Origin of the sequence: Paenibacillus sp. FSL R10-2734, from assembly GCF_037963865.1 — a bacterium.
Classification (GTDB): domain Bacteria; phylum Bacillota; class Bacilli; order Paenibacillales; family Paenibacillaceae; genus Paenibacillus_AQ.
The window spans coordinates 4,492,227-4,515,087 of sequence record NZ_CP150170.1 but is presented as its reverse complement, the minus strand read 5'-3'; the positions used below and the strand labels follow the sequence as shown (position 1 = coordinate 4,515,087).

At 39.5% G+C, this 22,861-nt stretch carries 28 protein-coding genes; 24 read left to right on the top strand and 4 right to left on the bottom strand.

The genetic code is table 11. From position 1 onward, the window contains the following. Positions 1-18 precede the first annotated feature (18 nt). The 14 genes from NSS67_RS19570 to NSS67_RS19505 all read left to right on the top strand — a co-directional run bounded on the left by NSS67_RS19570 (position 19) and on the right by NSS67_RS19505 (position 8,840). Complete coding sequence (locus NSS67_RS19570; protein WP_339315257.1) at positions 19-708, top strand: hypothetical protein; 690 nt, start codon at positions 19-21, stop codon at positions 706-708. Positions 709-750: 42 nt separating this feature from the next. Beyond that, entirely contained in the window at positions 751-1,398 is a 648-nt protein-coding gene (locus NSS67_RS19565; protein WP_339315256.1) for a phosphoribulokinase, read from the top strand. Positions 1,399-1,604: 206 nt separating this feature from the next. Then, on the top strand, positions 1,605-2,087 hold the full coding sequence (locus NSS67_RS19560) for a DUF2975 domain-containing protein (RefSeq protein ID WP_339315255.1): 483 nt from the start codon (positions 1,605-1,607) through the stop codon (positions 2,085-2,087). A 10-nt stretch (positions 2,088-2,097) separates the two neighbouring features. Beyond that, positions 2,098-2,313, top strand: a complete 216-nt coding sequence (locus NSS67_RS19555) for a helix-turn-helix transcriptional regulator (RefSeq protein WP_339315254.1) — start codon at positions 2,098-2,100, stop codon at positions 2,311-2,313. A gap of 216 nt (positions 2,314-2,529) precedes the next feature. Then, on the top strand, positions 2,530-3,003 hold the full coding sequence (locus NSS67_RS19550) for a DUF2975 domain-containing protein (RefSeq protein ID WP_339315253.1): 474 nt from the start codon (positions 2,530-2,532) through the stop codon (positions 3,001-3,003). A 10-nt stretch (positions 3,004-3,013) separates the two neighbouring features. Next, entirely contained in the window at positions 3,014-3,229 is a 216-nt protein-coding gene (locus NSS67_RS19545; RefSeq protein ID WP_339315252.1) for a helix-turn-helix transcriptional regulator, read from the top strand. 71 nt (positions 3,230-3,300) lie between these two features. Then, entirely contained in the window at positions 3,301-4,074 is a 774-nt protein-coding gene (locus NSS67_RS19540; RefSeq protein WP_339315251.1) for a DUF817 domain-containing protein, read from the top strand. Between the two features lie 41 nt (positions 4,075-4,115). After that, entirely contained in the window at positions 4,116-4,520 is a 405-nt protein-coding gene (locus tag NSS67_RS19535) for a hypothetical protein (protein WP_339315250.1), read from the top strand. Between the two features lie 16 nt (positions 4,521-4,536). Further along, complete coding sequence (locus NSS67_RS19530) at positions 4,537-5,064, top strand: GNAT family N-acetyltransferase (protein ID WP_339315249.1); 528 nt, start codon at positions 4,537-4,539, stop codon at positions 5,062-5,064. A 107-nt stretch (positions 5,065-5,171) separates the two neighbouring features. Continuing rightward, complete coding sequence (locus NSS67_RS19525) at positions 5,172-5,570, top strand: Rrf2 family transcriptional regulator (RefSeq protein WP_060623956.1); 399 nt, start codon at positions 5,172-5,174, stop codon at positions 5,568-5,570. Between the two features lie 74 nt (positions 5,571-5,644). Continuing rightward, a complete protein-coding gene (locus tag NSS67_RS19520) occupies positions 5,645-6,274 on the top strand; it encodes a methyltransferase domain-containing protein (protein WP_339315248.1) in 630 nt (209 codons plus the stop codon). Positions 6,275-6,442: 168 nt separating this feature from the next. Beyond that, entirely contained in the window at positions 6,443-7,687 is a 1,245-nt protein-coding gene (locus tag NSS67_RS19515; protein ID WP_339315247.1) for a hypothetical protein, read from the top strand. 3 nt (positions 7,688-7,690) lie between these two features. Next, the gene (locus NSS67_RS19510) at positions 7,691-8,401 is read left to right on the top strand and encodes a hypothetical protein (RefSeq protein WP_339315246.1); all 711 of its coding nucleotides are present in this window, start codon (positions 7,691-7,693) and stop codon (positions 8,399-8,401) included. Positions 8,402-8,489: 88 nt separating this feature from the next. Then, complete coding sequence (locus NSS67_RS19505; protein ID WP_339315245.1) at positions 8,490-8,840, top strand: RidA family protein; 351 nt, start codon at positions 8,490-8,492, stop codon at positions 8,838-8,840. Positions 8,841-9,031: 191 nt separating this feature from the next. Here NSS67_RS19505 and NSS67_RS19500 read toward each other — a convergent pair whose 3' ends face one another. Continuing rightward, on the bottom strand, positions 9,032-9,196 hold the full coding sequence (locus NSS67_RS19500; RefSeq protein WP_339315244.1) for a hypothetical protein: 165 nt from the start codon (positions 9,194-9,196) through the stop codon (positions 9,032-9,034). 391 nt (positions 9,197-9,587) lie between these two features. On the opposite strand from NSS67_RS19500, the gene NSS67_RS19495 reads away from it, so the two are divergent. Then, on the top strand, positions 9,588-10,394 hold the full coding sequence (locus tag NSS67_RS19495) for a class I SAM-dependent methyltransferase (RefSeq protein ID WP_339315243.1): 807 nt from the start codon (positions 9,588-9,590) through the stop codon (positions 10,392-10,394). A gap of 61 nt (positions 10,395-10,455) precedes the next feature. Here NSS67_RS19495 and NSS67_RS19490 read toward each other — a convergent pair whose 3' ends face one another. Then, entirely contained in the window at positions 10,456-11,364 is a 909-nt protein-coding gene (locus NSS67_RS19490) for an aldo/keto reductase (protein ID WP_339315242.1), read from the bottom strand. A 162-nt stretch (positions 11,365-11,526) separates the two neighbouring features. Here NSS67_RS19490 and msrA point away from each other — a divergent pair, with 162 nt between their 5' ends. From msrA to NSS67_RS19470, 4 genes are all read left to right on the top strand, one after another. Beyond that, positions 11,527-12,039: a peptide-methionine (S)-S-oxide reductase MsrA gene (gene msrA, locus NSS67_RS19485; protein ID WP_339315241.1), complete on the top strand. Its 513-nt coding sequence runs from the start codon at positions 11,527-11,529 to the stop codon at positions 12,037-12,039. Between the two features lie 172 nt (positions 12,040-12,211). Then, positions 12,212-13,402, top strand: a complete 1,191-nt coding sequence (locus NSS67_RS19480) for a cell wall-binding repeat-containing protein (RefSeq protein ID WP_339315240.1) — start codon at positions 12,212-12,214, stop codon at positions 13,400-13,402. Positions 13,403-13,498: 96 nt separating this feature from the next. Next, complete coding sequence (locus NSS67_RS19475; protein ID WP_339315239.1) at positions 13,499-14,206, top strand: response regulator transcription factor; 708 nt, start codon at positions 13,499-13,501, stop codon at positions 14,204-14,206. Further along, positions 14,203-15,606, top strand: coding sequence for a HAMP domain-containing sensor histidine kinase (locus NSS67_RS19470; protein WP_339315238.1), 1,404 nt, complete (start codon positions 14,203-14,205; stop codon positions 15,604-15,606). Before NSS67_RS19475 ends, NSS67_RS19470 begins: the two co-directional genes overlap by 4 nt. A gap of 56 nt (positions 15,607-15,662) precedes the next feature. Here the strand turns inward: NSS67_RS19470 and NSS67_RS19465 are convergent, their stop codons facing one another. After that, positions 15,663-16,214: a PadR family transcriptional regulator gene (locus NSS67_RS19465; protein ID WP_339315237.1), complete on the bottom strand. Its 552-nt coding sequence runs from the start codon at positions 16,212-16,214 to the stop codon at positions 15,663-15,665. Positions 16,215-16,366: 152 nt separating this feature from the next. Between NSS67_RS19465 and NSS67_RS19460 the strand changes: the two genes are divergently transcribed. From NSS67_RS19460 to NSS67_RS19450, 3 genes are all read left to right on the top strand, one after another. Beyond that, a complete protein-coding gene (locus tag NSS67_RS19460) occupies positions 16,367-17,815 on the top strand; it encodes a DHA2 family efflux MFS transporter permease subunit (RefSeq protein ID WP_339315236.1) in 1,449 nt (482 codons plus the stop codon). A gap of 182 nt (positions 17,816-17,997) precedes the next feature. Next, positions 17,998-18,678: an HAD family hydrolase gene (locus NSS67_RS19455; RefSeq protein ID WP_339315235.1), complete on the top strand. Its 681-nt coding sequence runs from the start codon at positions 17,998-18,000 to the stop codon at positions 18,676-18,678. Then, on the top strand, positions 18,675-19,271 hold the full coding sequence (locus NSS67_RS19450) for a GNAT family N-acetyltransferase (protein ID WP_339315234.1): 597 nt from the start codon (positions 18,675-18,677) through the stop codon (positions 19,269-19,271). The genes NSS67_RS19455 and NSS67_RS19450 overlap by 4 nt, the downstream gene beginning before the upstream one ends. Positions 19,272-19,350: 79 nt before the next feature. On the opposite strand, the gene NSS67_RS19445 is transcribed toward NSS67_RS19450, so the two are convergent. Next, a complete protein-coding gene (locus tag NSS67_RS19445) occupies positions 19,351-20,403 on the bottom strand; it encodes a 2,3-butanediol dehydrogenase (protein ID WP_339315233.1) in 1,053 nt (350 codons plus the stop codon). A 327-nt stretch (positions 20,404-20,730) separates the two neighbouring features. On the opposite strand from NSS67_RS19445, the gene NSS67_RS19440 reads away from it, so the two are divergent. Both NSS67_RS19440 and cysK read left to right on the top strand, forming a co-directional pair. Then, on the top strand, positions 20,731-21,753 hold the full coding sequence (locus NSS67_RS19440) for a LacI family DNA-binding transcriptional regulator (protein ID WP_339315232.1): 1,023 nt from the start codon (positions 20,731-20,733) through the stop codon (positions 21,751-21,753). Between the two features lie 112 nt (positions 21,754-21,865). Further along, positions 21,866-22,798, top strand: a complete 933-nt coding sequence (gene cysK / locus NSS67_RS19435) for a cysteine synthase A (protein ID WP_339315231.1) — start codon at positions 21,866-21,868, stop codon at positions 22,796-22,798. Positions 22,799-22,861: the final 63 nt, after the last annotated feature.

The following is a 22,861-nucleotide window of genomic DNA, read 5'->3' as shown; positions in this document are numbered from 1 at the left end:
CTGCTTAGGAGGGGTGAAGTGACCAGAATTAAAGGATGGCTATATATTTTATTTTTGCTGTTTTCTTTAATATTTGTGGGTATCACACATCAGGGGACTATTGTTGGAGATTATCTCTTTAGAATGATTGGAATCCCACCTTGGAGTGAAGCTGCTACAAACCAAGGTTTACATTACTCAGTAATTTTCGGGATAATTATGTTAATTGTCAGTGGGAATTTAACTATAAAGTACTTTAAGCAGCGTTACAAAAAATATGTGGGCAGAAGCGTAATTCTTTATTGCATCATTTTTATTTATTTGTATCCAATCCTCACTGAGCAATTATATTATCTTGTGAATGTTAAAAATGAAGGGGTTAAAGTAGTTGATTTTCTGGAAAAAGATTCGGACTGTATGTACGGTACTCAAGAGGATATAGTGAAGATTCAATGTACAATCAGGCTTATCAATTATGGCGGACAAAATGAAACCGTTAAGATTCGTCCGATCTTTCGAGAGTACGGTAATTCTCAAGGGATCTGGTCATTCGTAAAGATTCAGCCTCAAGAGATTACCTTGCTGCCAAGGTCGAACATTAAGTATAACATTCAATTTGAAAGCAAGCCTGATGTTATGATCGCTGAATTTGGTGCAAATGGTAATACCAATCAATTTGGTGTGGAGTTCGTCAAGGATGGTCAGAAAAAGGAAGTATTTAGGAATTAAACTGATAAAAACATGTAAATATCGACCACATGGAGGAGCAATATGGATAAGGTATTAAATAAAATAGCCAATTCGATAAGCAGTGAGGAAAGAGTCATCATAGGGATTTCGGGTCATGGTGCATCTGGAAAGACAACATTTGCCCATAATCTTTTAAAGCTTCTCGGTCATGAGAAAGTGAATTATATGAATACTGACCCGTATATTATCGGCTCTCATCTTAGAAAGTACACTTTAATTGACTATGTATATAATCGTGAACATCATAGTAATAAAATGACAGCTTGTCATCCTGCTGCACATAATATATCCGCTTTAGAGAGAGACATTCGAATGATGAGAGAGGGTTTAGATTTTTATACAATAGACACGAATTATTTAAAGAGTACTTTAATATCTTCGCAAAACAGAGTGAATATTGTAGAAGGCATGAGCGTTGCTTTTGCGGACCCGAATTTATTTGATCTGAAGGTGTACTTATATACAGATGGAGAAACTGAATTGATGAGAAGGAGTCTTCGTGATGTCACTGAAAGAGGGACGGACATTAATTATTTAAGAAAATCTCATGAAGACCGTAGAATTCAGTATGATTTATTTATGCATCCTTTCCATCGAAATTTTGATATCGTTATACAAAATTCCAATGAAGGTTATGTTCTTGCAAATAAAACAACTATCGATCTTTAAAAATAGAGAGCTGAGAGAAGATTAATTTAAGAAACATGGACTAAACAAAAGGCTGCTGACTAATCGGGAGCCTTTTTAAGCATTATCTAAGAATAAGAATAAAAAGGAGAAAATAACGCCTATATTATAAATCAATCCAAATATATTGTAAAACGATAAATTATATGTTAAATTCAATTTGAAAATAACTTTGTGAGGTGTGCTTTATGGAACGAGGGTCAACACTTTTTTTAAAGATAGCTGTTGTTCTTATTGGAATTCCGGTTCTAGCTTTGTGTATATTTTTTGTGCCTGCGATCTCGAATTATGCAGCAGAATTATACCCCGATTATAGTTTTATTGAATATCTCCTGGCCATCGATTTGTATGCATCGGCGATACCTTTTTACATTGCACTGTATCAAGCATTTAAACTGTTAGGGTATATTGACAAGAATAACGCGTTTTCAGAATTATCTGTACAGGTATTAAAAAACATAAGGAACTGTGCAATTTTAATCAGTGGTATTTATGTGGTAGGGATGCCACTTTTCTATCTCGTCGCAGAGAGAGATGATGCCCCGGGTATCATAGTCATCGGAATGGTTGTGATTTTTGCTTCCATGGTGATCGCCGTTTTTGCTGCAGTGCTTCAAAAGCTTTTGAAGGAAGCTATTGATATAAAATCAGAAAATGACTTAACGGTCTGAGGAGAATACAATGGCGATTATAATCAATATCGATGTCATGCTGGCTAAACGAAAAATGAGCGTAACCGAACTTTCGGAGCGGGTTGGAATAACAATGGCTAACCTATCTATATTGAAAAATGGAAAGGCAAAAGCGGTACGATTATCAACATTAGAGGCGATCTGCAAGGCCTTAGATTGTCAACCAGGCGATATTTTAGAATACAAAAGTGAAGAGGATACTTAAGAAAAAATAATTGAACATTAGAGGCCGCACTATCCTCTTTTGTTTTTTTATAATCACTTCATTTCCTAGCAGGGCTCCTTCCTCGATCTTTATGAGGAGGAGGCCTTTTTTGTTATTAAAGATAAAAAATATTTGTAATACAATCAAAATATATTGTAAAACGATAAATGATATGGTAAATTGAATTCATGTTAATAACTTTGTGAGGTGGATTTTATGAAACGAGAAACACTCTTTTTAAAGGTAGTTGTTATTCTTATTGGGATTCCGGTTCTAGCTTTGTGTATATTTTGGTTGCCCACGATACCAAATAAAGCAGCAGGAGATTATCCGCTTTATTTGATTTACCCCGTGCTTGTAGGGGTATATGCAACCGCAATAGTATATTTTGTTGCATTATACCAAGCGTTAAGGCTACTGAGCTATATTGACAAGAACATACCTTTCTCAGAATTATCCGTAAAGGCTTTAAGTAATATTAAATACTGTGCAATCATTATCAGTCTCTTATTTGCGATAGGAATGCCACTCATCTATAAAATGGCACAGGAAGCCGATGCACCAGGCCTAATAGTACTCGGACTAGTAATGACTTGTGCTCCAATTGTGATTGCAGTCTTTGCTGCTGTTCTTCAAAAACTCATAAAAAATGCCATAGTAATAAAATTAGAAAATGACTTAACAGTCTGAGGTGAAAACAATGGCGATAATAACCAATATTGACGTGATGCTAGCTAAAAGGAAAATGAGCGTTACAGAGCTTTCGGATAAGGTTGGAATCACGATGGCGAATCTTTCTATATTGAAGAATGGAAAGGCAAAAGCGATTCGATTATCAACATTAGAGGCAATCTGCAAGGCCTTAGAATGTCAGCCAGGAGATATTTTAGAATTCAAAATAGATAAAAACACTTAAGTGTAAATGGGTATTCGACATTACAGAATGAAAAGATTAGCATTGCATGATCTGAAAAGGAGAGAGCATCATTGAAATCAATAACACAGCTTTTGCATTTTGGCTATCATCAGGCGATGAGCTGCATATTTCCTATTGCGATTTTTGGGACTTTAGCTCTCTCTAACGTAATAGACCTGCCTTATATTTACCGATATGATGCCATTCTTATTATATTGCTTACCGTTCAATATCTTATGTACCGTACTGGATTAGAGACACTAGATGAAATTAAAGTAATCTGTGTATTTCACATTATTGGTTTGCTGCTGGAAATTTATAAGATAAGAATGGGGTCATGGTCATACCCTGAGCCTGGGCTTACCAAGATATTTGGAGTACCGCTTTATAGCGGGTTTATGTATGCGAGTGTCGCGAGTTATATGTGTCAAATTTGGCGTAGACTGAAAATGGATATGACCGGCTGGCCGGGACTTGCTATTGCTGGATCGCTCGGGGCAGCCATCTATCTGAACTTTTTCACGCATCACTTTATTCCTGATTTTCGCTGGTGGCTAAAGGGTCTTGTGCTCATTGTTTTTTGGAAAACTTGGATCATATATCGGGTACGAAACACTACTTATCGGATGCCTTTGACACTGGCTTTTTTCTTGGTAGGTTTTTTTATCTGGTTAGCTGAGAATATCGCTACATTCTTTAATGCTTGGAAATATCCTGATCAGAATTATGTATGGCATGTGGTTAGTGTCAGCAAGATCAGTTCGTGGTTCCTTCTGGTCATTATTAGTGTCATTATAGTTGCTCAGCTCAAACATGTTAAAGCTAACCGTAAAGTGAAAGAGTAGTACTTGGAATGAGAATAAATTAGGGATGAGGAGGGGATGAGATGAAATATACAGATTTAAAAGAATTGCAGGATATCGTTTTCTTTGGTCTAATAGAGCCAGAGGTAAATCAACTAAGGTTATCTTTTTGTAAAAGCAAAGTTAGTGATAGACCTGATCCACTTATGGTTGGAGAGAAAAGCAATTCATTAATACAAGTTGATTTTTACTCATACATTGCATATTCGATTAGAAATGAATTCTTTACTTCTTGGGATGATTATGAAGAATTTGACGGAAAAATATTTAGGATTTATAAGAAATCAAGGTATCTTGATTTTATTTCTAATGGAATATTCGCATCAAAGGATTTCCCAAATCCATTTAAGCACTATGGGATCTATTGTATTGATCATGTCATTGATATTATTTCAACATCAGAACCTGTTGTTAGGGTGATTAAATAGGGATGGAGGGGAAAAGATGAAAGAAATTATCAACATAACAAGACTTACCACAATCGAAGAAGCTGAATTACTAGATCAAAAATTCGCTGAACAATTTGGATGGTATCAACGAGGAGGTTATTATCTCAAATGCCTTGAAGAGAACCAAACCAGTAAAAGGGTAACATTAATTGCGTATTACAATGATTCCTTAGCAGGGTGCTGTCATTTACTCTATGAATCAAAATACCCTTTTTTTCGTGAGGATCGTACACCAGAAATTAACGATTTGAATATTTTCCCAGAGTATAGAAAAAGGCAGATTGCAAGCAAATTATTTGATGAACTAGAACGCATTGCGGCTAAGACATCTAGATTTATAGGTTTAGGGGTAGGGCTCTACAAGGATTATGGTAATGCACAAAGAATGTATACTTCTCGTGGTTATATCTTGGACGGCAGAGGGATGATGTATAACAATGTTCCGGTCATACCAGGACAACCAATCATGGTCGATGATGAACTATTACTTTATTTGACTAAAGACTTACAAAACAAATTGTAAGTTATACAAATGGAGCTTGATAAACCGATGGCGCACATTGTAGATGCTTGTCTTTTTTAACGATTAGAGTTATTATGGATTTTCAAAGTCGTTAATGGAGGTGCTGAATGAAATATTCCCAAGCGACAGACTATGCGCTTCATGCAATGCTTTATCTTGTGACGGCGGCGTCCGATAAGCCCGTAGGCGTTCAATTGCTTGCTGAGAAGCTGGGTGTTTCACAAACCTATCTGTCCAAAATGATGACCAAGCTAGTGAAGGCTGGACTGATTCAATCTGCGCCCGGTGCAAACGGTGGGTACCGTCTCAGACGGAAGTCCGAAGATATCTCTTTTCTGGATATTATCCATGCGATCGAAGGGACTGCTTCATTGTTCGAATGTAGCTTTGATCACGGAAGCGAGTGTCTGATTCAACAGGTAGTGATTGACGCAGAAAGACAGATGGAGCAGTACTTAGAGAACAAGAAAATTGCAGATTTGGCGAAAACAATGAAGACGGAGTAAAGATCCGTTCTTTTTTGGAAAGTATTAAAGATAATATAAGTCTGTAATGACTATAATATAAAGGAGATTATGATATGACGGAATTCTGGGAATCAAGCTTTATGGAAAAACAAACGATGTGGGGATTTGAACCTACAGACGCTGCAATCGCCACTAAAGACTTTTTTCTTGAAACGAACATTAAAAACATATTGGTCCCTGGTATTGGATATGGTAGAAATGCGAAGGTTTTTATTGAGAGTGGAATAAATGTAACAGGGATTGAGATTTCACAAACAGCGATTGATTTGGCGAGGCAGAGTGGACTTGATATTAGCATTTTTCATGGTTCGGTAACTGATATGCCTTTTGATAACACGCTCTATGACGGTATATTTTGCCATGCTCTTATTCATTTATTGAATCGAAGTGAGAGAGAGAAGTTTATTAAAGATTGCTATAACCAGTTAAAACCAAATGGATATATGATTTTTACAACAGTATCGAAAAAAGCGCCTATGTTTGGAAAAGGTGCGCTATTGGATAAAGATTATTACGAGATGGATTATGGCGTGAAAATATTTTTTTATGATGCTGAATCCATTACACAAGAGTTTGACGCCTATGGACTAGTTGAGTTCTCTGAAATTGACGAGCCTCACAAGGACATGATCAATAAACCCTCAATAAATTTTATAATGGTAAAATGTAAGAAAGAACTATAGAAAAAAGAACGTGCTATAGCTGACATTTACAAAGCAATATAATTAAAACCCAACTCCTATTAAATATTCTTGAAGACCCCGACTTTGAACAGTGGATTCAGCAAAAGCGCCGCAACACACGTATGTTAAAACAGTTGTATCCAGACCAAGAGAGTGATGTGATTGACGATGAGCAAGCAAAATCTTAAACGCCTTTCAACGATTGATGATAGCCTTGTTCATATTGAAAATCCAATCCATGAAGATGAAATAAATAACCGTCATAGTGACTACGTATTGCTATCCCCACAGCAGTTTGCAAAGAAATATCGTTCATTACTATTTAAACCTTTGAAGATAACACATAGAGGACAGGTTTTTGAAATCAACGTCAATCATTGTTTAGATCCATTTTGCAAATGGTATGGGCTTCCGCAGAAAAAATATAATGATGTAAAAGGAAAGCCAAGTCGTTATTTCATTGATGGAACGAACGGAAACGTTCAACGGATTCAATGCAATATTGACCCTGTACGGCATTGCGTTGGCAGTTTAACATTTCAATGTAAAACTCAGACGTTATCTAATTGGTCAATAGCAGAAGAAATATCGCGACTAGAAACATTGAATCGTGTTCAAGGTATTAATAATGGTGATTATCAGTTCCATAGAGAAAACTGCCCACTTTCAATTTCTTCACCGTTCTATCACCCCAGAGAGTTCTATCGCAGAGGTAAGAGCAGTAGCAATTCTGAAAAATGGCAATGCAAAGAGTGTAAGAAAATCACGAATGTATTGCCAATCAGGAATCAGTCGTTTACGTATCATCAGAAACGAAATGACGTTCTTCATTCACTTGCTTTGGCGTTAGTCAATCGAACACCAGTGAAACGGACTTGTGAGATATTAAAGATTGGTTCAAGCACTTACTATAATAAGTTAGAATGGCTATATCGGCGCTTGGAATTTCTCGAACGGTTTGAAACAGAAGCGTTTGCTTCAAAATCGTTTGACACCGTGTGGCTTAATACAGATAAACTCATCTATAATCTGAATAATGTTCGTAAAAAAGGTCATGGCGGTCAACGGTATGACAATCTTGAAGATAAATTACTTCAAACCCATATTGTCGTAACATCTGAAACCCAATCCAGGTATATTATGCGTTCTGATGTGGCATATGATTGGAACATCAAGCTTGAACAAATAGAGCAAGACACCATTTATTATAAAGACGATCACTTGGATAGCTTTTCACGAAAAAACGAGCGTTATCGCTTTCCGTTTGCTCCACAACTGCCAACACCAAGTGATACGCAGTCCATGGCACAGTACAATGATGCACGTACTCAATTTGAAAAGAGAAAAACGTATGCTGATGGGCTTCATGTAAATTCAACTTATACAACAATGGCGCATCTTTGGCATATCTAAAGAATGGTTCATGCAAAAGAGTGGAGATTTATCACTGATGATGACCCATCACTCTATAACTCGTTTTTCAGAATATTTTTAAGAGAGGTTAGACTTGCAGAAGCCCACCATTTCATTGCTCACATTGATAAGTCTAAAAGTCGCCAAGATGCATATAAGGAATATCAAGAAGGTAGAAAAGAACTAACAGCGTGGGGCATCAGTAATGATATCGTTGGCACTTCGATTAGCAGAATTGCATATCTAAAATTAAAAAGTCAGTTAAAAAACCATGAATTTCATGATGAGGTCATTGAGAATGGTAAGACTTATAGGAAATGGGGAACTAACAAAATCACTCATCCATTTCCATCTATTGACCAAGGATGGTATAAAGTAAGTACGACTACCGATTTATCATCATATGAACCCAAAGATATTGCTAAAATGGTTTTGCAAGTCAATGACAAGTCTACAAACGCATTCATGCAACAAATCCGTAGACGCATCAATATCCTTGAACGTCCACTTGTAACTGCACGTGGTGATGGAAAGAGTTATATTTATGCCAATTTCAATCCCCGATATGCTCAATATGCATTGACGATACTTCGGACTTTTTACAACTTCTGTTATCCGTTTAAAATGGGGAGCAAAGAGAGATTAACCCCCGCCCAACGATTGGGTTTAACCGACAAGCAATTCACCATTGAAGATATTATTTATTTTAAGTAAATATTGCCAAATAGGAACAATCGTTCTATGATTTAATTATGAATTATGAATTATGAATTAAGAATTATAGAATAAGGGAGCTGTTACTTTGGTAAATCGAATCTCAACACCATTTAGTTATTCATCAGCAGTTATGGCAGGAGAATATGTATTTTTAGGATTGCATAGAGGGTTTGGTGAAACATTCGCTCAACAGATTCATGACACTTTTGAACAACTAAAAAAGACGCTTCTCCAATGCAACGCATCATTGGATAATGTCGTGAAGGTTAACGTGTATCTAAAAAACATAAAGGATTTACCCGAAATGGAAAAGGTGTTTTGTGACTATTTTGAAACAGATAAATTTCCAGCCAGAATGACCTCAACAACTGAGTTTTTTGATGCTGATTGCCTGATGATGATTGATGGAGTAGCCTACAATCCAAAATTGAATTAATTAATAAAAATGCCGAAAGTACAGTCCAATCTTCTGTACTTTCGGCATTTTTTTTATAGCCAATTCTATCGTCAAACGAGTTGTCATTTACAACTTTTGCACCTCAAAACGGAACCCGTTAGTTTTAATAGGGGTTGGGTTTTCTAAGGAATACAGTAATTTCGAAAGGCTTAGTGTACCAGCCTTTTTCATTAGGCGTTAGTAACCGCCTGCATTTGCCATTCAGATAACTTCCGTAGCAGATCCGCCTTATTATACATGCCGCAAACTCTTACATAGGGCATATCCTTATATAACCTAGCTAGCATATCTTTGGCTGTTAATAATTCATTGGTATGCTTAGCTAAATTAAGCAAAAGGAATTGATTATCTCCTACCTTTTGCGCCTGTATACCCTCATATTCTTCTGTAGTACATCATAACTCTCATAAATAAGGGCGTGTTTCTCAGGTTCTCTAAAATTTCTAGCGCTTGCTTTATGTTGCTTTGGATATTATTGTGATAAGCATACATATTAATCTGCTCTTTAACCATTCCGAACGGGGGACGTAATACTAGTACAGATACTTCTATTGAGTTTTCTTTTGGCATGGGTATTAACTCCTATTTCGCTTACGGATTAGTTTTCAGTGTTTATAATACGCTACTTTATCGAATTATTAATGTGCAAAATAATATATTATAGTAAGTTTATCTTTTCTTCTTAGGTTGTCTATTTGATTTCAAAAGAAGGTAGGTGTTATGCAGATGAGCAATATTATTGATTATTACTCTAGCTTTGACGAGTGGGGTAGGCTGGATAGAGAACCATTAGAGTTCATTATTAATCTGCATTATATCAAGAAATATATGCCATCAACCGGGAAGGTGCTGGATAACGGCGCAGGACCCGGTAAATACGCTATGGAACTAGCTAAGCTCGGATATTATGTAACTCTTTCAGACATAACACCTAAATTAGTTGAAATAGCAAAGGAAAAGTCAGCTGAACTAGAATTAACGCAGCAATTTGACGGGTTTCATAACTTCAATGCGATAGATTTAGAAGGAATACCTGATGAGAACTATGATGTTTCTCTGATGCTCGGTCCTTTATATCATTTGCAGAAAGAAGAGGAACAAATTTTAGCAGTAAAAGAATTACATCGTGTGACAAAACAGGACGGATTGGTATTTGTGGCTTTTCAAAGTCGAATGAGAATGACCATTAATTCCTTACATTCCCCGCAGCAGTGGAAACCGAATGACAATATGAATACCATCAACGAATTCTATGAGAGTGGAATCTTTAATCATAGTGACATGGGCCGATTTACGGGTGCTTATTATTTTAACATTGATGAGATTCAATCTTTCATGGAGAGTAATGGATTTGAGTCGATAGATTTAATTGGTTCATCTAGCATTGCAGCCATGTTAACTGCAGAGCAGCAGCAGTATTGTGCCCAACAAGAGGGGAAGGAGAGCTTGATTAACTTCCTTATATCCAAAGCAAATGATCCCTCGATCTTGGGCATTTCATCACATTTGTTATACATCGGAAAAAGAAAATAAAAGCCCAAAGCACCAGTCCATGATACTGGCGCTTTGAGCTTTATAAATGTTGGACTACAATTTACACATGAAGTGTGTAACGATTCGCATTACTCATCTCTTGAATCATTTCAATTTCCTCCGAAGATAGCGGGGCTGTCTCAGCAACTGTTACATTGTTCTTCAATTGCTCCATGCTACTCGCTCCTGGGATAATAATCGCCACAGTTGGATTAGCTAACGGATAATGAAGCGCTGTTTGTGCTAGGCTACGAGAAGGACTGGTTTCTTGCATAAGCCGATCATGCAATTTCAGAAGCTCCTCACTGCTGTAATCTAGGTACTTCTCCTCCGCTTTGTTGCGGCCTTTCTCCGAAAGGATGCCACCCGCCAAAGGACCCCGAGCTATTAGACTGATCCCATGCGCGGCCAGCAGAGGGAGGATTTCTTCCTCGGGACGTCGATCTAAAATGCTGTATTGGCTCATTACACTGACTATGTTTGATCTTTTTACATATTCTCTTATGACATTAGGTCGAATAGAAGAGATCCCATAATATCGGATTAATCCTTCTTGCTTAAGCTCTTCGAAGGCTTCGATGGTTTCGTCAATTGGATCGTCAATCGTTCCGCCATGTAGCTGATACAGATCGATATAATCCGTTTGAAGGCGTCTTAGACTATCTTTGACAGCGGATTTAATATAGGATTTCGACGGATCCCAGCTCCAGCCTTCTTGGCCTGGAATTCTGCGGTTACCTACTTTTGTACTCAATATTACATCTCCGCGGTGGTGGCGAATCGCTTTACCAATGATCTCTTCATTACGCCCCTCATCATACAGATCGGCTGTATCTAAAAAGGTAATGCCTTGATCGAGCGCCTCATGGACAATGGAAATGGCCTTTGCCTCATCCGTACTTATGGACATGCACCCGAGTCCTATTTCACTTACATATAAATCGGACTGACCCAAGCGATTCTTATTCATAATTTGTTCCTTTCTGATTCGGTGATTGTTATATTATAACGTCTTATACTATTGAATTCGAATATAAACGGTTGAATTCCTTTGACTTTATAACCTATAAGCATTATCGTCATAGCATATGTTATTTACTAGATGATGATGGATAGGGAGAGACTTGAACATATGGAACAGGCAATGTTTGCAGGTGGTTGCTTTTGGTGCATGGTTACACCGTTTGAGGAGTTACCAGGCATCCAAGGAATTGTATCAGGATATGCTGGAGGGTTAACTGAGAACCCAACTTACGAAGAAGTCAAAACAGGAACAACAGGACATTACGAAGTAGTGCAAATTACGTTTGATCCGGCGCTTTTTTCGTACGAAAAGCTGCTTGATTTATATTGGCCTCAGATTGATCCCACGGATGATGGTGGACAATTTCAGGATAGAGGAACACAATATCGGACAGCTATCTTTTATTATAACGAAGAACAACGTTTAGCAGCACTTGCCTCGAAAGAGCAGGTTGCTGTCAGTGGCAGATTCTCTGGACCAGTCGTGACGGAAATTCTTCCAGCGCCAACCTTTTATCGAGCAGAAGAGTATCATCAGGACTATCATCACAAAAATCCCAAGCATTACAAAGAGGATCGGGAGCAGTCCGGACGAGATACCTTTATCGCAAAACACTGGTAATTGCAGAAACAGAGTTTCTAAAGTAAAAAGAGCATCCTAAGTCGTTCGTGGCTGGGGTGCTCTTTTTGCATCATATGCAAATTTTATGTATTTTAAATTCTACATACTTTCTACACATTTATAGACTAAACTACTCTAAATCAAGCTGAAAATATAAAATGGAGGGTTTAGCGTGAAAAAAATCATACCAATCGTTACGGTCACATTGCTACTAAGTGCAGTGTTAGCTGGCTGTCAATCGACCACTAACACATCATCTGGATCAGACAAACAAGCTGTTACATCGTCAGTAGATCAACCCTGGATAGCAACAAAAAACACTACACGTATTAACACTTCTGACCCTATTGAGGCAGCAGTTATCGTCTCACAAACGTTATGGACTGCACAGACCAAGAATAACACACCTTCAAGTGTAGTCTTGACGGATTTGAGCCATTGGCAAATTGCCGCAGTCAGTGCGGATTTGATTCATCATCCGAATAATGGACCCATTCTATTTACAACTAAAGATGGTGTCCCCGAAGCAACATTAGCAGAGCTTAAGCGATTGAATCCTTTAGGTGCGGACGGAAATAATGGTGTACAGGTCGTACTCGTCGGGCCCATGGCATCCAATGTTGAAGAACAATTAAAGACGCTTAATCTGAAAGTAGACCGAATCGAAGGGGGCGAACCAGCAGCTGTAGCTCAAGCCATTGATACTTATTACGCTAAAGCTTCCGGTGAACTTCCAAAGTCCGTCATTGTCGGTTCTATGAATAGTCCTGAATACACGCTACCTGCAGTGAACTGGATCGCCCATATGCCGGAGCCACTACTCTATGTAACAAAAGATGAAGTTCCAAGCTCCACGGTCGATGCTTTGAAAGAGCGCGGTGGTACAGCTGCGATTTATATTTTAGGACCTGAAGACGTTGTATCCACAGATGTAGAGAAGCAATTACAAGAATATGGAACAGTAACCCGTATAGCTGGAAAAGATGCATATGAGAACGCCATTGCTTTCGCCACCTTCAAGGATAATAGCAACGGATTCGGCTGGGGGATAACCACTCCTGGACATAACCTGTCCTTGTTGACTACGGATTCTACGATGCTTGCTATCGCCGCTGCACCTTTTTCACATTTGGGGAAACACGCGCCACTTATTTTTACGGAAAAAGACGGGTTGCCAGATTCCGTGATGGAATATATGATGACACTTCAGCCTAAATTTAAAGATTCACCAGCGGAAGGACCCTATAATCATGCTTGGTTAACTGGGAACATCGACGGAATAAAAGAGCGTGCGCAAAGCGAAATCGATGATATGCTGGAAATCTCACCTGCTTCTGGAGGGAATCCACATTCTGGTCACTAGAGGTATAACAGGCTGGCATCATTAATGAATGATGTCGGCTTGTTCATTATTTTTTTGTATAATAAGAAGAACTAGGCAATGAAGAGGGTGAACGGCTTGAATAAACTTCAGGTACTAATCGTAGATGATGAATGGAACATGCGGAATTTATTACGGATATATTTAATAAAGGAAGGAATCACGACCAAAGAAGCATCAACGGGTCATGAGGCATTAAGTATGCTGAAACAACACACCTTTGATCTCGTTCTGCTAGATGTGATGATGCCGGATATGGATGGATGGCAAGTCTGCAAAGCAGTTAGAGAAGAAAGCTCAGTCCCTATTCTAATGCTTACAGCCCGCTCGGAAACCAAGGACAAGGTACATGGTCTCGGCATAGGCGCGGATGACTATCTCACCAAACCCTTCGAGCCGGAAGAATTAGTGGCAAGGATTTATTCTATACTCCGGCGTTCAATTCATACAGCTGCCCAACAGCCTGTGAAAAATGTTCTAACATACCCAGAGCTAGAGATTTACCCAGACGCTCGTGAGGTTCATATTCTGGATACAGCGGTTGAATTTACGCTTAAGGAATTTGATCTGCTGACTGCCTTGGCACAAAATGCTCATCGTGTCTTTACGAGAGAAGAATTAGTCGAGCGATTATGGGGCAATGATTATGAGGGTGAGAACCGTGTCATCGACACACATATTAAGAACATTCGCGAGAAATTACATAGGGCGGGCCTGTCATATAACCCTGTTCAAACGGTATGGGGATTAGGATATAAATTTGAGCTTCCAGGTCATCACGTATGAAGAATAACGTCATTGGACTTAAGCTTGGTTATGTTATAATGTCTGTTTTTTTAGTGGTATTGCTTGTACTTGGGATCACCATAGACCGGATGTTTACCGGCTTTTATTACAGCGAGATGCAAAAAGAGGCCGAGGAGCTAACCTCACACTTTATCGGAATGGCTGAATCGCCAGATAGCTCAAACGAACAGATGATGAGTACTTTTGCAGAGTTTTCTGACGTGAGTATATTTAATATTTCAAAGGATGGCAGTGTTATTCTCCATTCGGGTATGCATGATCGCGCAGATCGCTCATTCATACATGCTTCGGATGTTAGCCGGATTTTCGCCGGGAAAACTGTGAATTTCGAGTATAAAGATCCTACAGGACATAGATATTTCATCACCGGAAAACCAATTTCTGATGGACATACGATTCAATCTGCACTTTATGTAATGTCCTCCACAGAGAACATGAAGCAATCCTTGGCTTCTATCCGTAACCTACTGCTGCTCGCAGGAGTCGGGGCTTTTATATTGGCACTAGGGATCACGGGAGTGATCGCATTGCTTTTGTCCAGACCGCTGATCAAGATGCAAAAGGCGACTCGAAAAATCGCTGCCGGTGAATTAGAAACGAGACTATCTATACGAAGCAACGATGAGATTGGAAATTTGGCAGGGGCTATTAACGACCTTGCTGTAGATCTGCAAAGATACAGAGATACACGTCAAGAATTTCTCGCTAATATCTCACATGAGCTCCGAACACCTATCACATATTTGCAGGGGTATACCAAGGTCGTAAAGGATAGGCTTTATGTGACCGAAGAGGAACGAGATCTGTATTTGGATATTATTCACGAGGAAGCGCACCGGCTCGAGCATTTGGTAGATGATTTATTTGAACTGGCAAAGATGGAGGAAGGTAAAGTCACACTTACGCTGGATTGGATAGATCTTAAGCATTTGGCTGAACAAGCGGTACGCAGAGTTGAACTGAAAGCCAAAGAGAAAGGAATTCATCTGAAGATTCAGCATCATGGAGATTCGTATAGGATTCGTGGCGATGAAAAGCGTATGGAACAGATTATGATGAATCTACTGGAGAATGCGATCCGTTATACGGATGAGGGTGAGATTACTGTCCTTGTGGATGAGGATAAAGATAAGGATTCTACTCTTTTTATTGTAGAGGATACCGGAATAGGTATTCCTAAGGAAGAGTTACCCTATGTTTTTGAGCGATTCTACAGAGTAGAGAAATCACGATCGAGACAATACGGGGGTACAGGTCTTGGACTTTCCATTGTTAAAAAGCTTGTGGAATTACACGGAGGCGAGATCCGAATTACAAGTCAGCCTGGAATTGGAACTCGTTGCGAGGTACAACTCCCTAGGTTAACTAGAGCTGAATAATAAGTGTGAAAAGAGACTTCACGTACATCGCGAGGTCTCTTTTGGCGTGTTTTTAGCTATTTTTTTGTTGGCTCAAGCTCTTCAAGCGCCCATTCACAAAACTTTATAGAGCTCTCCATATCCAGCACTCGTTTGCTTATGAGTAAATAGCGTCCAAAAGTAGATGCTTTTAATTCACGAGTCTCACCTCGTTCATCACGCAGGGCTTCGTTGCCTTTTAGCAAGACCTTGTAACGTTCTAGCTCGCTTTTACAAAACTCCGCACGTTTTTGTAGCAGATCCCTTGCCTCCTCAGGATTGGAGAGCCATAAGCTGTAAAGCTTGAAATGTAGTTCGTCCCTTAGTACAGGGGGTTCTGCAGGGATTTCAACCCATTGCCGCAATTGCTCAAGTCCTGCTTCCGTAATGGAGTATTCCTTTTTATCAGGCTTATCCGACTGCTCAATGACCTGATATGAAATATAACCTTGCTGCTCCATTCTCATAAGAAGAGGGTAGATTTGACTGTGCCCGGCTCGCCAGAGTGGCTTGATATTCTGTGTTAATTCGTATCCAGACAACGAGTTAGCACTAAGTAAAGCAAGAAGTCCATAAGACAGTGTATTCATTACTCTGAAGCCCTCCAGTTATTATAAATCCGTTAATATTGTAATTTTTAGGGATATGTCATCATTGACATATCCTTAATTAGATTATAACATTGTTTAAGTCATCTTATATATGTAAAAGTAGACATATAAACAACGTGAAGAGGGATAGTATGGAAGGAAAACAAGAAAGTAAAATTCATTTTTGGCCTATAATGATTGCGATATTTTTTGGAAACTTTGTCTCTGTCTTAAGTACAACGACCATCAACATTGCTGTTCCTCTTTTAATGGATCATTTCAATTCTGATTTGAACACCATGCAATGGATGGTCACGGGTTTTATGTTGGCTACGGGTGTAACTGCACCCCTTGCTGGATATCTAGGGGGGAGGTTCAGCTATAAGAAACTCTATCTATTCGCCTTGATGGGGTTCACCATGTTTTCCTTACTTTGTGCCATAGCCTGGAATCCAACCTCGCTTATTGTATTTCGAATGCTTCAAGGCTCGTGCAGCGGGCTAATTATGGCTTGTACGATGACCATCATATTTCAAGTAATCCCCGCAGAACGGAGACCATTCGCCGTAAGCCTGTGGTCGCTGTCCGCGATGGTTGCCCCAGCTATAGGTCCAACGTTTAGTGGTTGGTTGCTTCAATATGCTAGCTGGTATTGGTTATTCTTAATTAATATTCCTATTGGGGTCATTGCTGTTATTCTAACCCTAATGTTAATTCCATACTATCGAATGAATGTTCCAAAGTCATTTGACATTCCTGGATTTCTTACCGTTGTACTGGGTAGCTTATCTTTGTTAACCGCATTTAGCCAAGGCAACAGCTGGGGGTGGAGCTCTTGGAGAACCTTATCATTAATACTTGTGGGGATCGTTCTTCTAGTTTACTTTGTCTTGCACGAGCTGAAAGCGGAGGTACCTCTACTGAATCTACGTGTCTTCCGAAATCGTCGATTTACTGCCATGCTTAGTATCTATAGCTTGGTGACGATAGCGATGTATGCTGGAACCTATTTAACTCCATTGTTCTTACAAACGGTAGAAGGAGCAACTACGCTTAAAACGGGGCTAATCTTATTGCCATCTTCGATCCTCCTGGCTTTGTTAAGTCCAATCGTGGGTAAGATGTATCCGAGGTTTGGGCCTGTGAAGTTAATTTCCGCTGGTATTTTATTTATTTTCATTGGCTTATTCATGCTGAGTCGGCTCCATACGAACGTTTCTTACAGTTTCATTATGTGGGCGATGGTCGTTCGGAATCTAGGAATTGGATTGGCTAACGTCCCGAGCAGCACGGCGTCCATGGAGGAAATTCCAGTCGAATGGTCAGGTCATGCCACTTCGATCAACAACTGGGTTCGGAATGTGTTAAGCTCACTTGGTATTGCAGTATTCACCTCTATTTTGTCAACAAGATCCTTGCTTCACTCTAAAGAGCTGATTAGCTCAGGTGCAGGTAATGCAGATTCGATACGGTTGCTATCGTTTACGATGGGTGTGAATGATGTATTCATTGTTGGTTCAATCATCGTGCTGTTTGGATTACCACTTATGTTTTTATTGCGTAAAAAGCGTAGTGTAGTATCCGTACAAAGTGTAGGATAGCTGTCTTATATAGTAGAAAAGCAGACCAAGGGCTTAGCCTTGATCTGCTTTTTTTATAAAACTCCTCCGATAAATAAAATATCTTTCGTACTGCTCTTATTCAAAAAGTTTGTGGAAAGTATGCAGAAACGAAGGTATGATAAATACATCCATTATTAACAGCTGAGGGGAGCAAGACCACCGTGGGAAGAGGATTACAAAGTATTTTATTTGATTTGGATGGTACATTAACGGACCCTAAAGAGGGCATTACAAAAAGCGTAGAATACGCTTTGAACAAATTTGATATTCAGATCGAGCATTTGGATATGCTTCTTCCTTACATAGGCCCACCTCTATATGATTCATTTATTGAGCTTCATCATTTCTCAGAGGAGCAAGCACATCAAGCGGTTATCTTCTACCGTGAGCGTTACAGCACCGTTGGCATGCTTGAGAACATGGTGATTGATGGAATACCGCAATTGCTGGAAGGGCTTAAGAATAACGGATATTCTTTGTATGTAGCCACCTCCAAACCTACTATTTTTGCAGAACAAATTCTTGAGCATTACAAACTAGATCATTATTTTGAGTATATCGGTGGTAGTAACCTTGATGGTACTCGTTCTAAAAAGAAAGAGGTGATTCAGCACGTAATTGATCAGAATGCTATTCTTCCAGAGGAAGCGGTGATGATTGGGGATCGTGAGCATGATATCATCGGAGCCATAGGTTGTGGAGTGGAATCAATCGGAGTAACGTTTGGTTACGGACCTAAGGAAGAATTGGAGAGAGCTGGGGCAGATCATATCGCCTATCGGGTAGAAGAAATTGCGGATATCATCCAGCATATATCATTAAGAGAGCAGTGTGCGAAATGAGCCAACATCGTAATTCAATCTTGGATGGCACTACAATCAAGCTGGTTCCAATGGAAGAAAGCCATGTAGAAGGGCTAACTAGAGTGTTAAGAAATCCAGACATCTGGGAATATACTTGGCGAAAAATAACGTCGGACGAGCAGATACAGGAATTAATCACAACAGCGTTTGTGAATCAAAAAAACGGGTCGCAGATCCCCTTTACGATTATTGAAAAAGCTACTGGACAAATCATCGGAACCACTCGAATTATGCATCCGGATTTGGTTCATCGCAATGCTGAAATCGGTTGTACGTGGATCTCACCTGATTTTTGGAGAACTAGTGTGAACACTGAGGGCAAGTCATTATTGCTTCATTATTGCTTTGAAGAGCTAAAGTTGATTCGTGTAGAATTTACAGTGGTAGCGAGTAATCAGAGATCACAAAAAGCAGTAGAGCGAATAGGGGCAGTTAAAGAAGGGGTTCTGCGCCAACATAGAATCAGATCCGACGGTTCGATTCATGATAATGTCATCTTTAGTATTTTGGATAACGAATGGCCAGCGGTAAAAGAGAATCTGCACTATTTGTTAAATGTGAAGTACGCATAATTATATATAGAAGCAAAAGAGTCCCTCTCTTATTGAGAAGGACTCTTGCTCTATAGATCAGCCACTTGGCTGCTTATGGTTATTGTTTAGGACTTACAAGAATTTTCACTTGATTTTTTTCCTTCAAAAGCGCCTCGAACCCGTGTTCAATCACTTCGTTCAATTTGATTCGTTTAGTCACCAGTTTGTCCGCAGGGAAGTAACCTTGTTCCATGAGACTAATTACTGCTGGGAATACATCACGGTATCCGATGATACCAGTTAAATTACGTTCTTTAAGTACAATGTTGTTTGGAGTAATCGTAGCATCTTTTTCAAAAATACTAACGATCATAATTTGACCACTCAATTTAGTGGAATTAATTGCTTGTGTTAGAACGGGAGGGACACCTGTGACTTCAAAAGCAACATCCACGCCACCTTCGGTGCGTTTTTGAATTTCTTCGACCACATCATATTGCTTAGGGTCAATTACAATACCACCAAGTTCTTCAGCTTTGCTCTTACGTTCTTCGGAAAGTTCTACTACATATATTTCAGCAGCGCCGGATGCTTTCAATGCTTCAATTACAAGCAAGCCGATTGGACCAGCGCCGAATACTACAGCTTTATCACCAACCTTCAATTGACTGGAACGAACAGCATGCAGAGCAACTGCAGAAGGTTCTACTAGAGCGCCTTGCTCGTAGGATAAGCTGTCAGGAATTTTGTGGACCATATGTTGGTCTGCTGCAACGTATTCTGAGAATCCACCGCCGCCTCCAGCCAAACCTAGGAAACCCATTTTTTCACAAAGATTGTATTTGCCTTGTCGACAAGCTACACATTCACCACAAGCAAAAACTGGTTCAACGACAACTCGATCACCAACATTAAACTTGCTAACGCCTTGACCTACTTCAACGATTTGTCCAGAGAATTCATGTCCCATTACGACTGGCGCTTTTTCACCAGTAAGGGGATGATCTGTACCTTGGGGAATAAAAATAGGACCGGCTACATATTCGTGAAGATCGCTACCACAAATCCCGCACCATTCTATTTTGATTTTCACTTTTCCTTCAAGTGCTGCTGGTTCTTCAATCGTTTCTAACCGTAGATCTTTGACGTTATGCCATCTTAATGCTTGCATATCATTCATCTCCTAGATTAATTAATGGGATAATAAATTTTGTTTTCCTTCTGGAAAAGAGGAAACGTTTCCGATAACAAATATGTCACATAATTTTCATATTGTCAAATTTAAATACTAAAAAATTAATATCGAAAATTAGTGAAAATTTTCACCTAAACTTAGTAATAGCGGGCATACATAGACTATGTTGGACTTACTATAAGTGCATTTATAAGCACATATGTGATATAATAAATACATTGGAAAAACAGCTTGAATGAACCGGATAGATTTAATAATAACTGTTATTACGGAAACGATTCCGAATATGAAGGGACTATCGATTTGGCTAATAAAAACAAAGTAACCATAGAGGATGTAGCGAAACGAGCGGGAGTAGGTATTGCCACTGTTTCAAGAGCGATTAATAATTCGGAGGGAATTAGTTCCAAGACTAAGGCATTAGTACTGCAAGTGATTGAGGAGATGGGTTTTACACCCAATACCTCTGCACAAAGTCTGAAGATTCGCCAAACGAAGCAAATTGCTCTGGCCGTTCCCGACATTCGAAATGCCATTATTCCAGATATCGCCTGGTCCGTGGAGCAAGCAGCTAAACAGGACGGATATCGAGTCATTCAGATTAATACTTCCGGAAATCCGCGGACAGAGCTCGAAACGATTCGTGAGATCAAGAAATTACATGTTGATGGACTCATTATCATGCCTCTTGCTTATCCAAAGACCATGGTAGAGCTAATCAATAAGTCCAGTGTTCCTGTCTCCATCATTAACTACGGGAAACGCATTACAGAGAATGTGAAAGCAGATATTGTAAGCCTGTCACGTTTTGAGGGCCAGCTAATTATGGAACATCTAAGCAATATTGGTCGAACTAGAATTGCTTACGCAGGAGCTCAGAAGGATCTCATTGAGGATCGATATCTTGCCTATCAGCAGGCGTTAAATCAAGTGGATATTTCTTTGGTTTATTTTGGAGAGGATTTCTCCTTGCAAACTGGGGTACAAGCTGCAGATTACTTCTATAGCCTGACCCATATGCCAGATGCAATATATGCTGTAAATGATATGGTCGCTATAGGGATCGTAAATCGATTTAAAGAGTTAGGCGTTCGTATTCCTGAGGATGTGGCAGTGGTAGGGGTGGATAATAACGCATGGACAACCATAACAAGTCCACAGATTAGTTCGGTCTCGATCATGGGAAATGAAGTAGCCCGATTAGCTACTCAGCTTCTTTTGCAACGTATTCAGGATAATATTATGGGCGACTACCAAAGGGTGCAGCTTGATCCGCGTTTAATTGTGCGAGAGTCTAGTGTTTCAGTTAAACGTAGTCCGAACTAATGTGATTTCTAACAGATGATATAAACTAACAAGTTGAAAATCCTATGTGATTCCTGCTAAACTTAATACTCAGTAATTTGATTGGAAATTAAGAGATGAGGTGCGGATCATTATGGCTAATATTTATAAGAGCTTAACCGATCTGATCGGAAATACACCGTTATTAGAGATTTCAAAGTATAGCGCAACTCAAAACGTTGAGGCTAGAATACTTGCCAAGCTAGAGTCTTTTAATCCTGGAGGTAGCGTCAAGGATCGTATAGGTTATGCGATGATCAAAGATGCTGAGGATAAAGGCTTAATTCACAAGGATTCTGTAATTATTGAGCCAACAAGTGGCAATACCGGAATTGGCCTTGCAATGGCTGCAACTACTCTTGGGTACCCGTTGATCATCGTACTTCCGGATACGTTCAGTATTGAACGCCGTAAGGTGATGGCTGCACTTGGTGCTAAGCTTGTATTAACACCTGGAGCTGAAGGGATGAGCGGTGCTCTGAAAAAGGCGGAGGAATTGGCAGCGGAGATTCCACATGCATTCATTCCACAACAATTCAGCAACCCAGCTAACCCTGAAATTCACAGAACGACAACTGCAGAGGAAATTTGGCGAGACACCGATGGACATGTAGACATTTTTATAGCTGGTGTTGGTTCTGGTGGCACGATATCAGGAGTAGGTAAAGGGTTGAAAGAAAAGAATCCATCGGTACATATTGTCGCGATCGAGCCCTTTGACTCGCCTGTATTATCAGGTGGGCTTCCTAAGGGACATGGCATTCAGGGGATCGGAGCTAACTTCATTCCTGAGAATTACGATAAAGAGGTTGTCGATGAGATTTTTCAAGTGAAAAATGAAGATGCCTATAGGGTAGCGCGAGCCCTTGCCAAAACAGAAGGATTACTCGTCGGGATTTCCTCCGGGGCAGCAGTTTACACAGCTACACAAATCGCCAAGCGTCCAGAGAATAAAGACAAGACGATCGTGGTGATTTTACCGGATACCGGGGAACGTTACTTAACAACTTCTTTGTTTGATTTGTAATGTCTTAATTTGATGAAAATTTATGTTAGCGTACTTAAAAGAACTAGGCTCAGCAATAGGCTG

Excerpts from the sequence above, each read along its gene's own strand:
- NSS67_RS19565 (WP_339315256.1), top strand. The coding sequence starts at position 751 with ATGGATAAGGTATTAAATAAAATAGCCAATTCGATAAGCAGTGAGGAA.
- NSS67_RS19560 (WP_339315255.1), top strand. The coding sequence starts at position 1,605 with ATGGAACGAGGGTCAACACTTTTTTTAAAGATAGCTGTTGTTCTTATT.
- NSS67_RS19555 (WP_339315254.1), top strand. The coding sequence starts at position 2,098 with ATGGCGATTATAATCAATATCGATGTCATGCTGGCTAAACGAAAAATG.
- NSS67_RS19550 (WP_339315253.1), top strand. The coding sequence starts at position 2,530 with ATGAAACGAGAAACACTCTTTTTAAAGGTAGTTGTTATTCTTATTGGG.
- NSS67_RS19545 (WP_339315252.1), top strand. The coding sequence starts at position 3,014 with ATGGCGATAATAACCAATATTGACGTGATGCTAGCTAAAAGGAAAATG.
- NSS67_RS19535 (WP_339315250.1), top strand. The coding sequence starts at position 4,116 with ATGAAATATACAGATTTAAAAGAATTGCAGGATATCGTTTTCTTTGGT.
- NSS67_RS19530 (WP_339315249.1), top strand. The coding sequence starts at position 4,537 with ATGAAAGAAATTATCAACATAACAAGACTTACCACAATCGAAGAAGCT.
- NSS67_RS19525 (WP_060623956.1), top strand. The coding sequence starts at position 5,172 with ATGAAATATTCCCAAGCGACAGACTATGCGCTTCATGCAATGCTTTAT.
- NSS67_RS19520 (WP_339315248.1), top strand. The coding sequence starts at position 5,645 with ATGACGGAATTCTGGGAATCAAGCTTTATGGAAAAACAAACGATGTGG.
- NSS67_RS19515 (WP_339315247.1), top strand. The coding sequence starts at position 6,443 with ATGAGCAAGCAAAATCTTAAACGCCTTTCAACGATTGATGATAGCCTT.
- NSS67_RS19510 (WP_339315246.1), top strand. The coding sequence starts at position 7,691 with ATGGTTCATGCAAAAGAGTGGAGATTTATCACTGATGATGACCCATCA.
- NSS67_RS19495 (WP_339315243.1), top strand. The coding sequence starts at position 9,588 with ATGAGCAATATTATTGATTATTACTCTAGCTTTGACGAGTGGGGTAGG.
- NSS67_RS19490 (WP_339315242.1), bottom strand. The coding sequence starts at position 11,364 with ATGAATAAGAATCGCTTGGGTCAGTCCGATTTATATGTAAGTGAAATA.
- msrA (WP_339315241.1), top strand. The coding sequence starts at position 11,527 with ATGGAACAGGCAATGTTTGCAGGTGGTTGCTTTTGGTGCATGGTTACA.
- NSS67_RS19470 (WP_339315238.1), top strand. The coding sequence starts at position 14,203 with ATGAAGAATAACGTCATTGGACTTAAGCTTGGTTATGTTATAATGTCT.
- NSS67_RS19465 (WP_339315237.1), bottom strand. The coding sequence starts at position 16,214 with ATGAATACACTGTCTTATGGACTTCTTGCTTTACTTAGTGCTAACTCG.
- NSS67_RS19460 (WP_339315236.1), top strand. The coding sequence starts at position 16,367 with ATGGAAGGAAAACAAGAAAGTAAAATTCATTTTTGGCCTATAATGATT.
- NSS67_RS19450 (WP_339315234.1), top strand. The coding sequence starts at position 18,675 with ATGAGCCAACATCGTAATTCAATCTTGGATGGCACTACAATCAAGCTG.
- NSS67_RS19445 (WP_339315233.1), bottom strand. The coding sequence starts at position 20,403 with ATGCAAGCATTAAGATGGCATAACGTCAAAGATCTACGGTTAGAAACG.
- cysK (WP_339315231.1), top strand. The coding sequence starts at position 21,866 with ATGGCTAATATTTATAAGAGCTTAACCGATCTGATCGGAAATACACCG.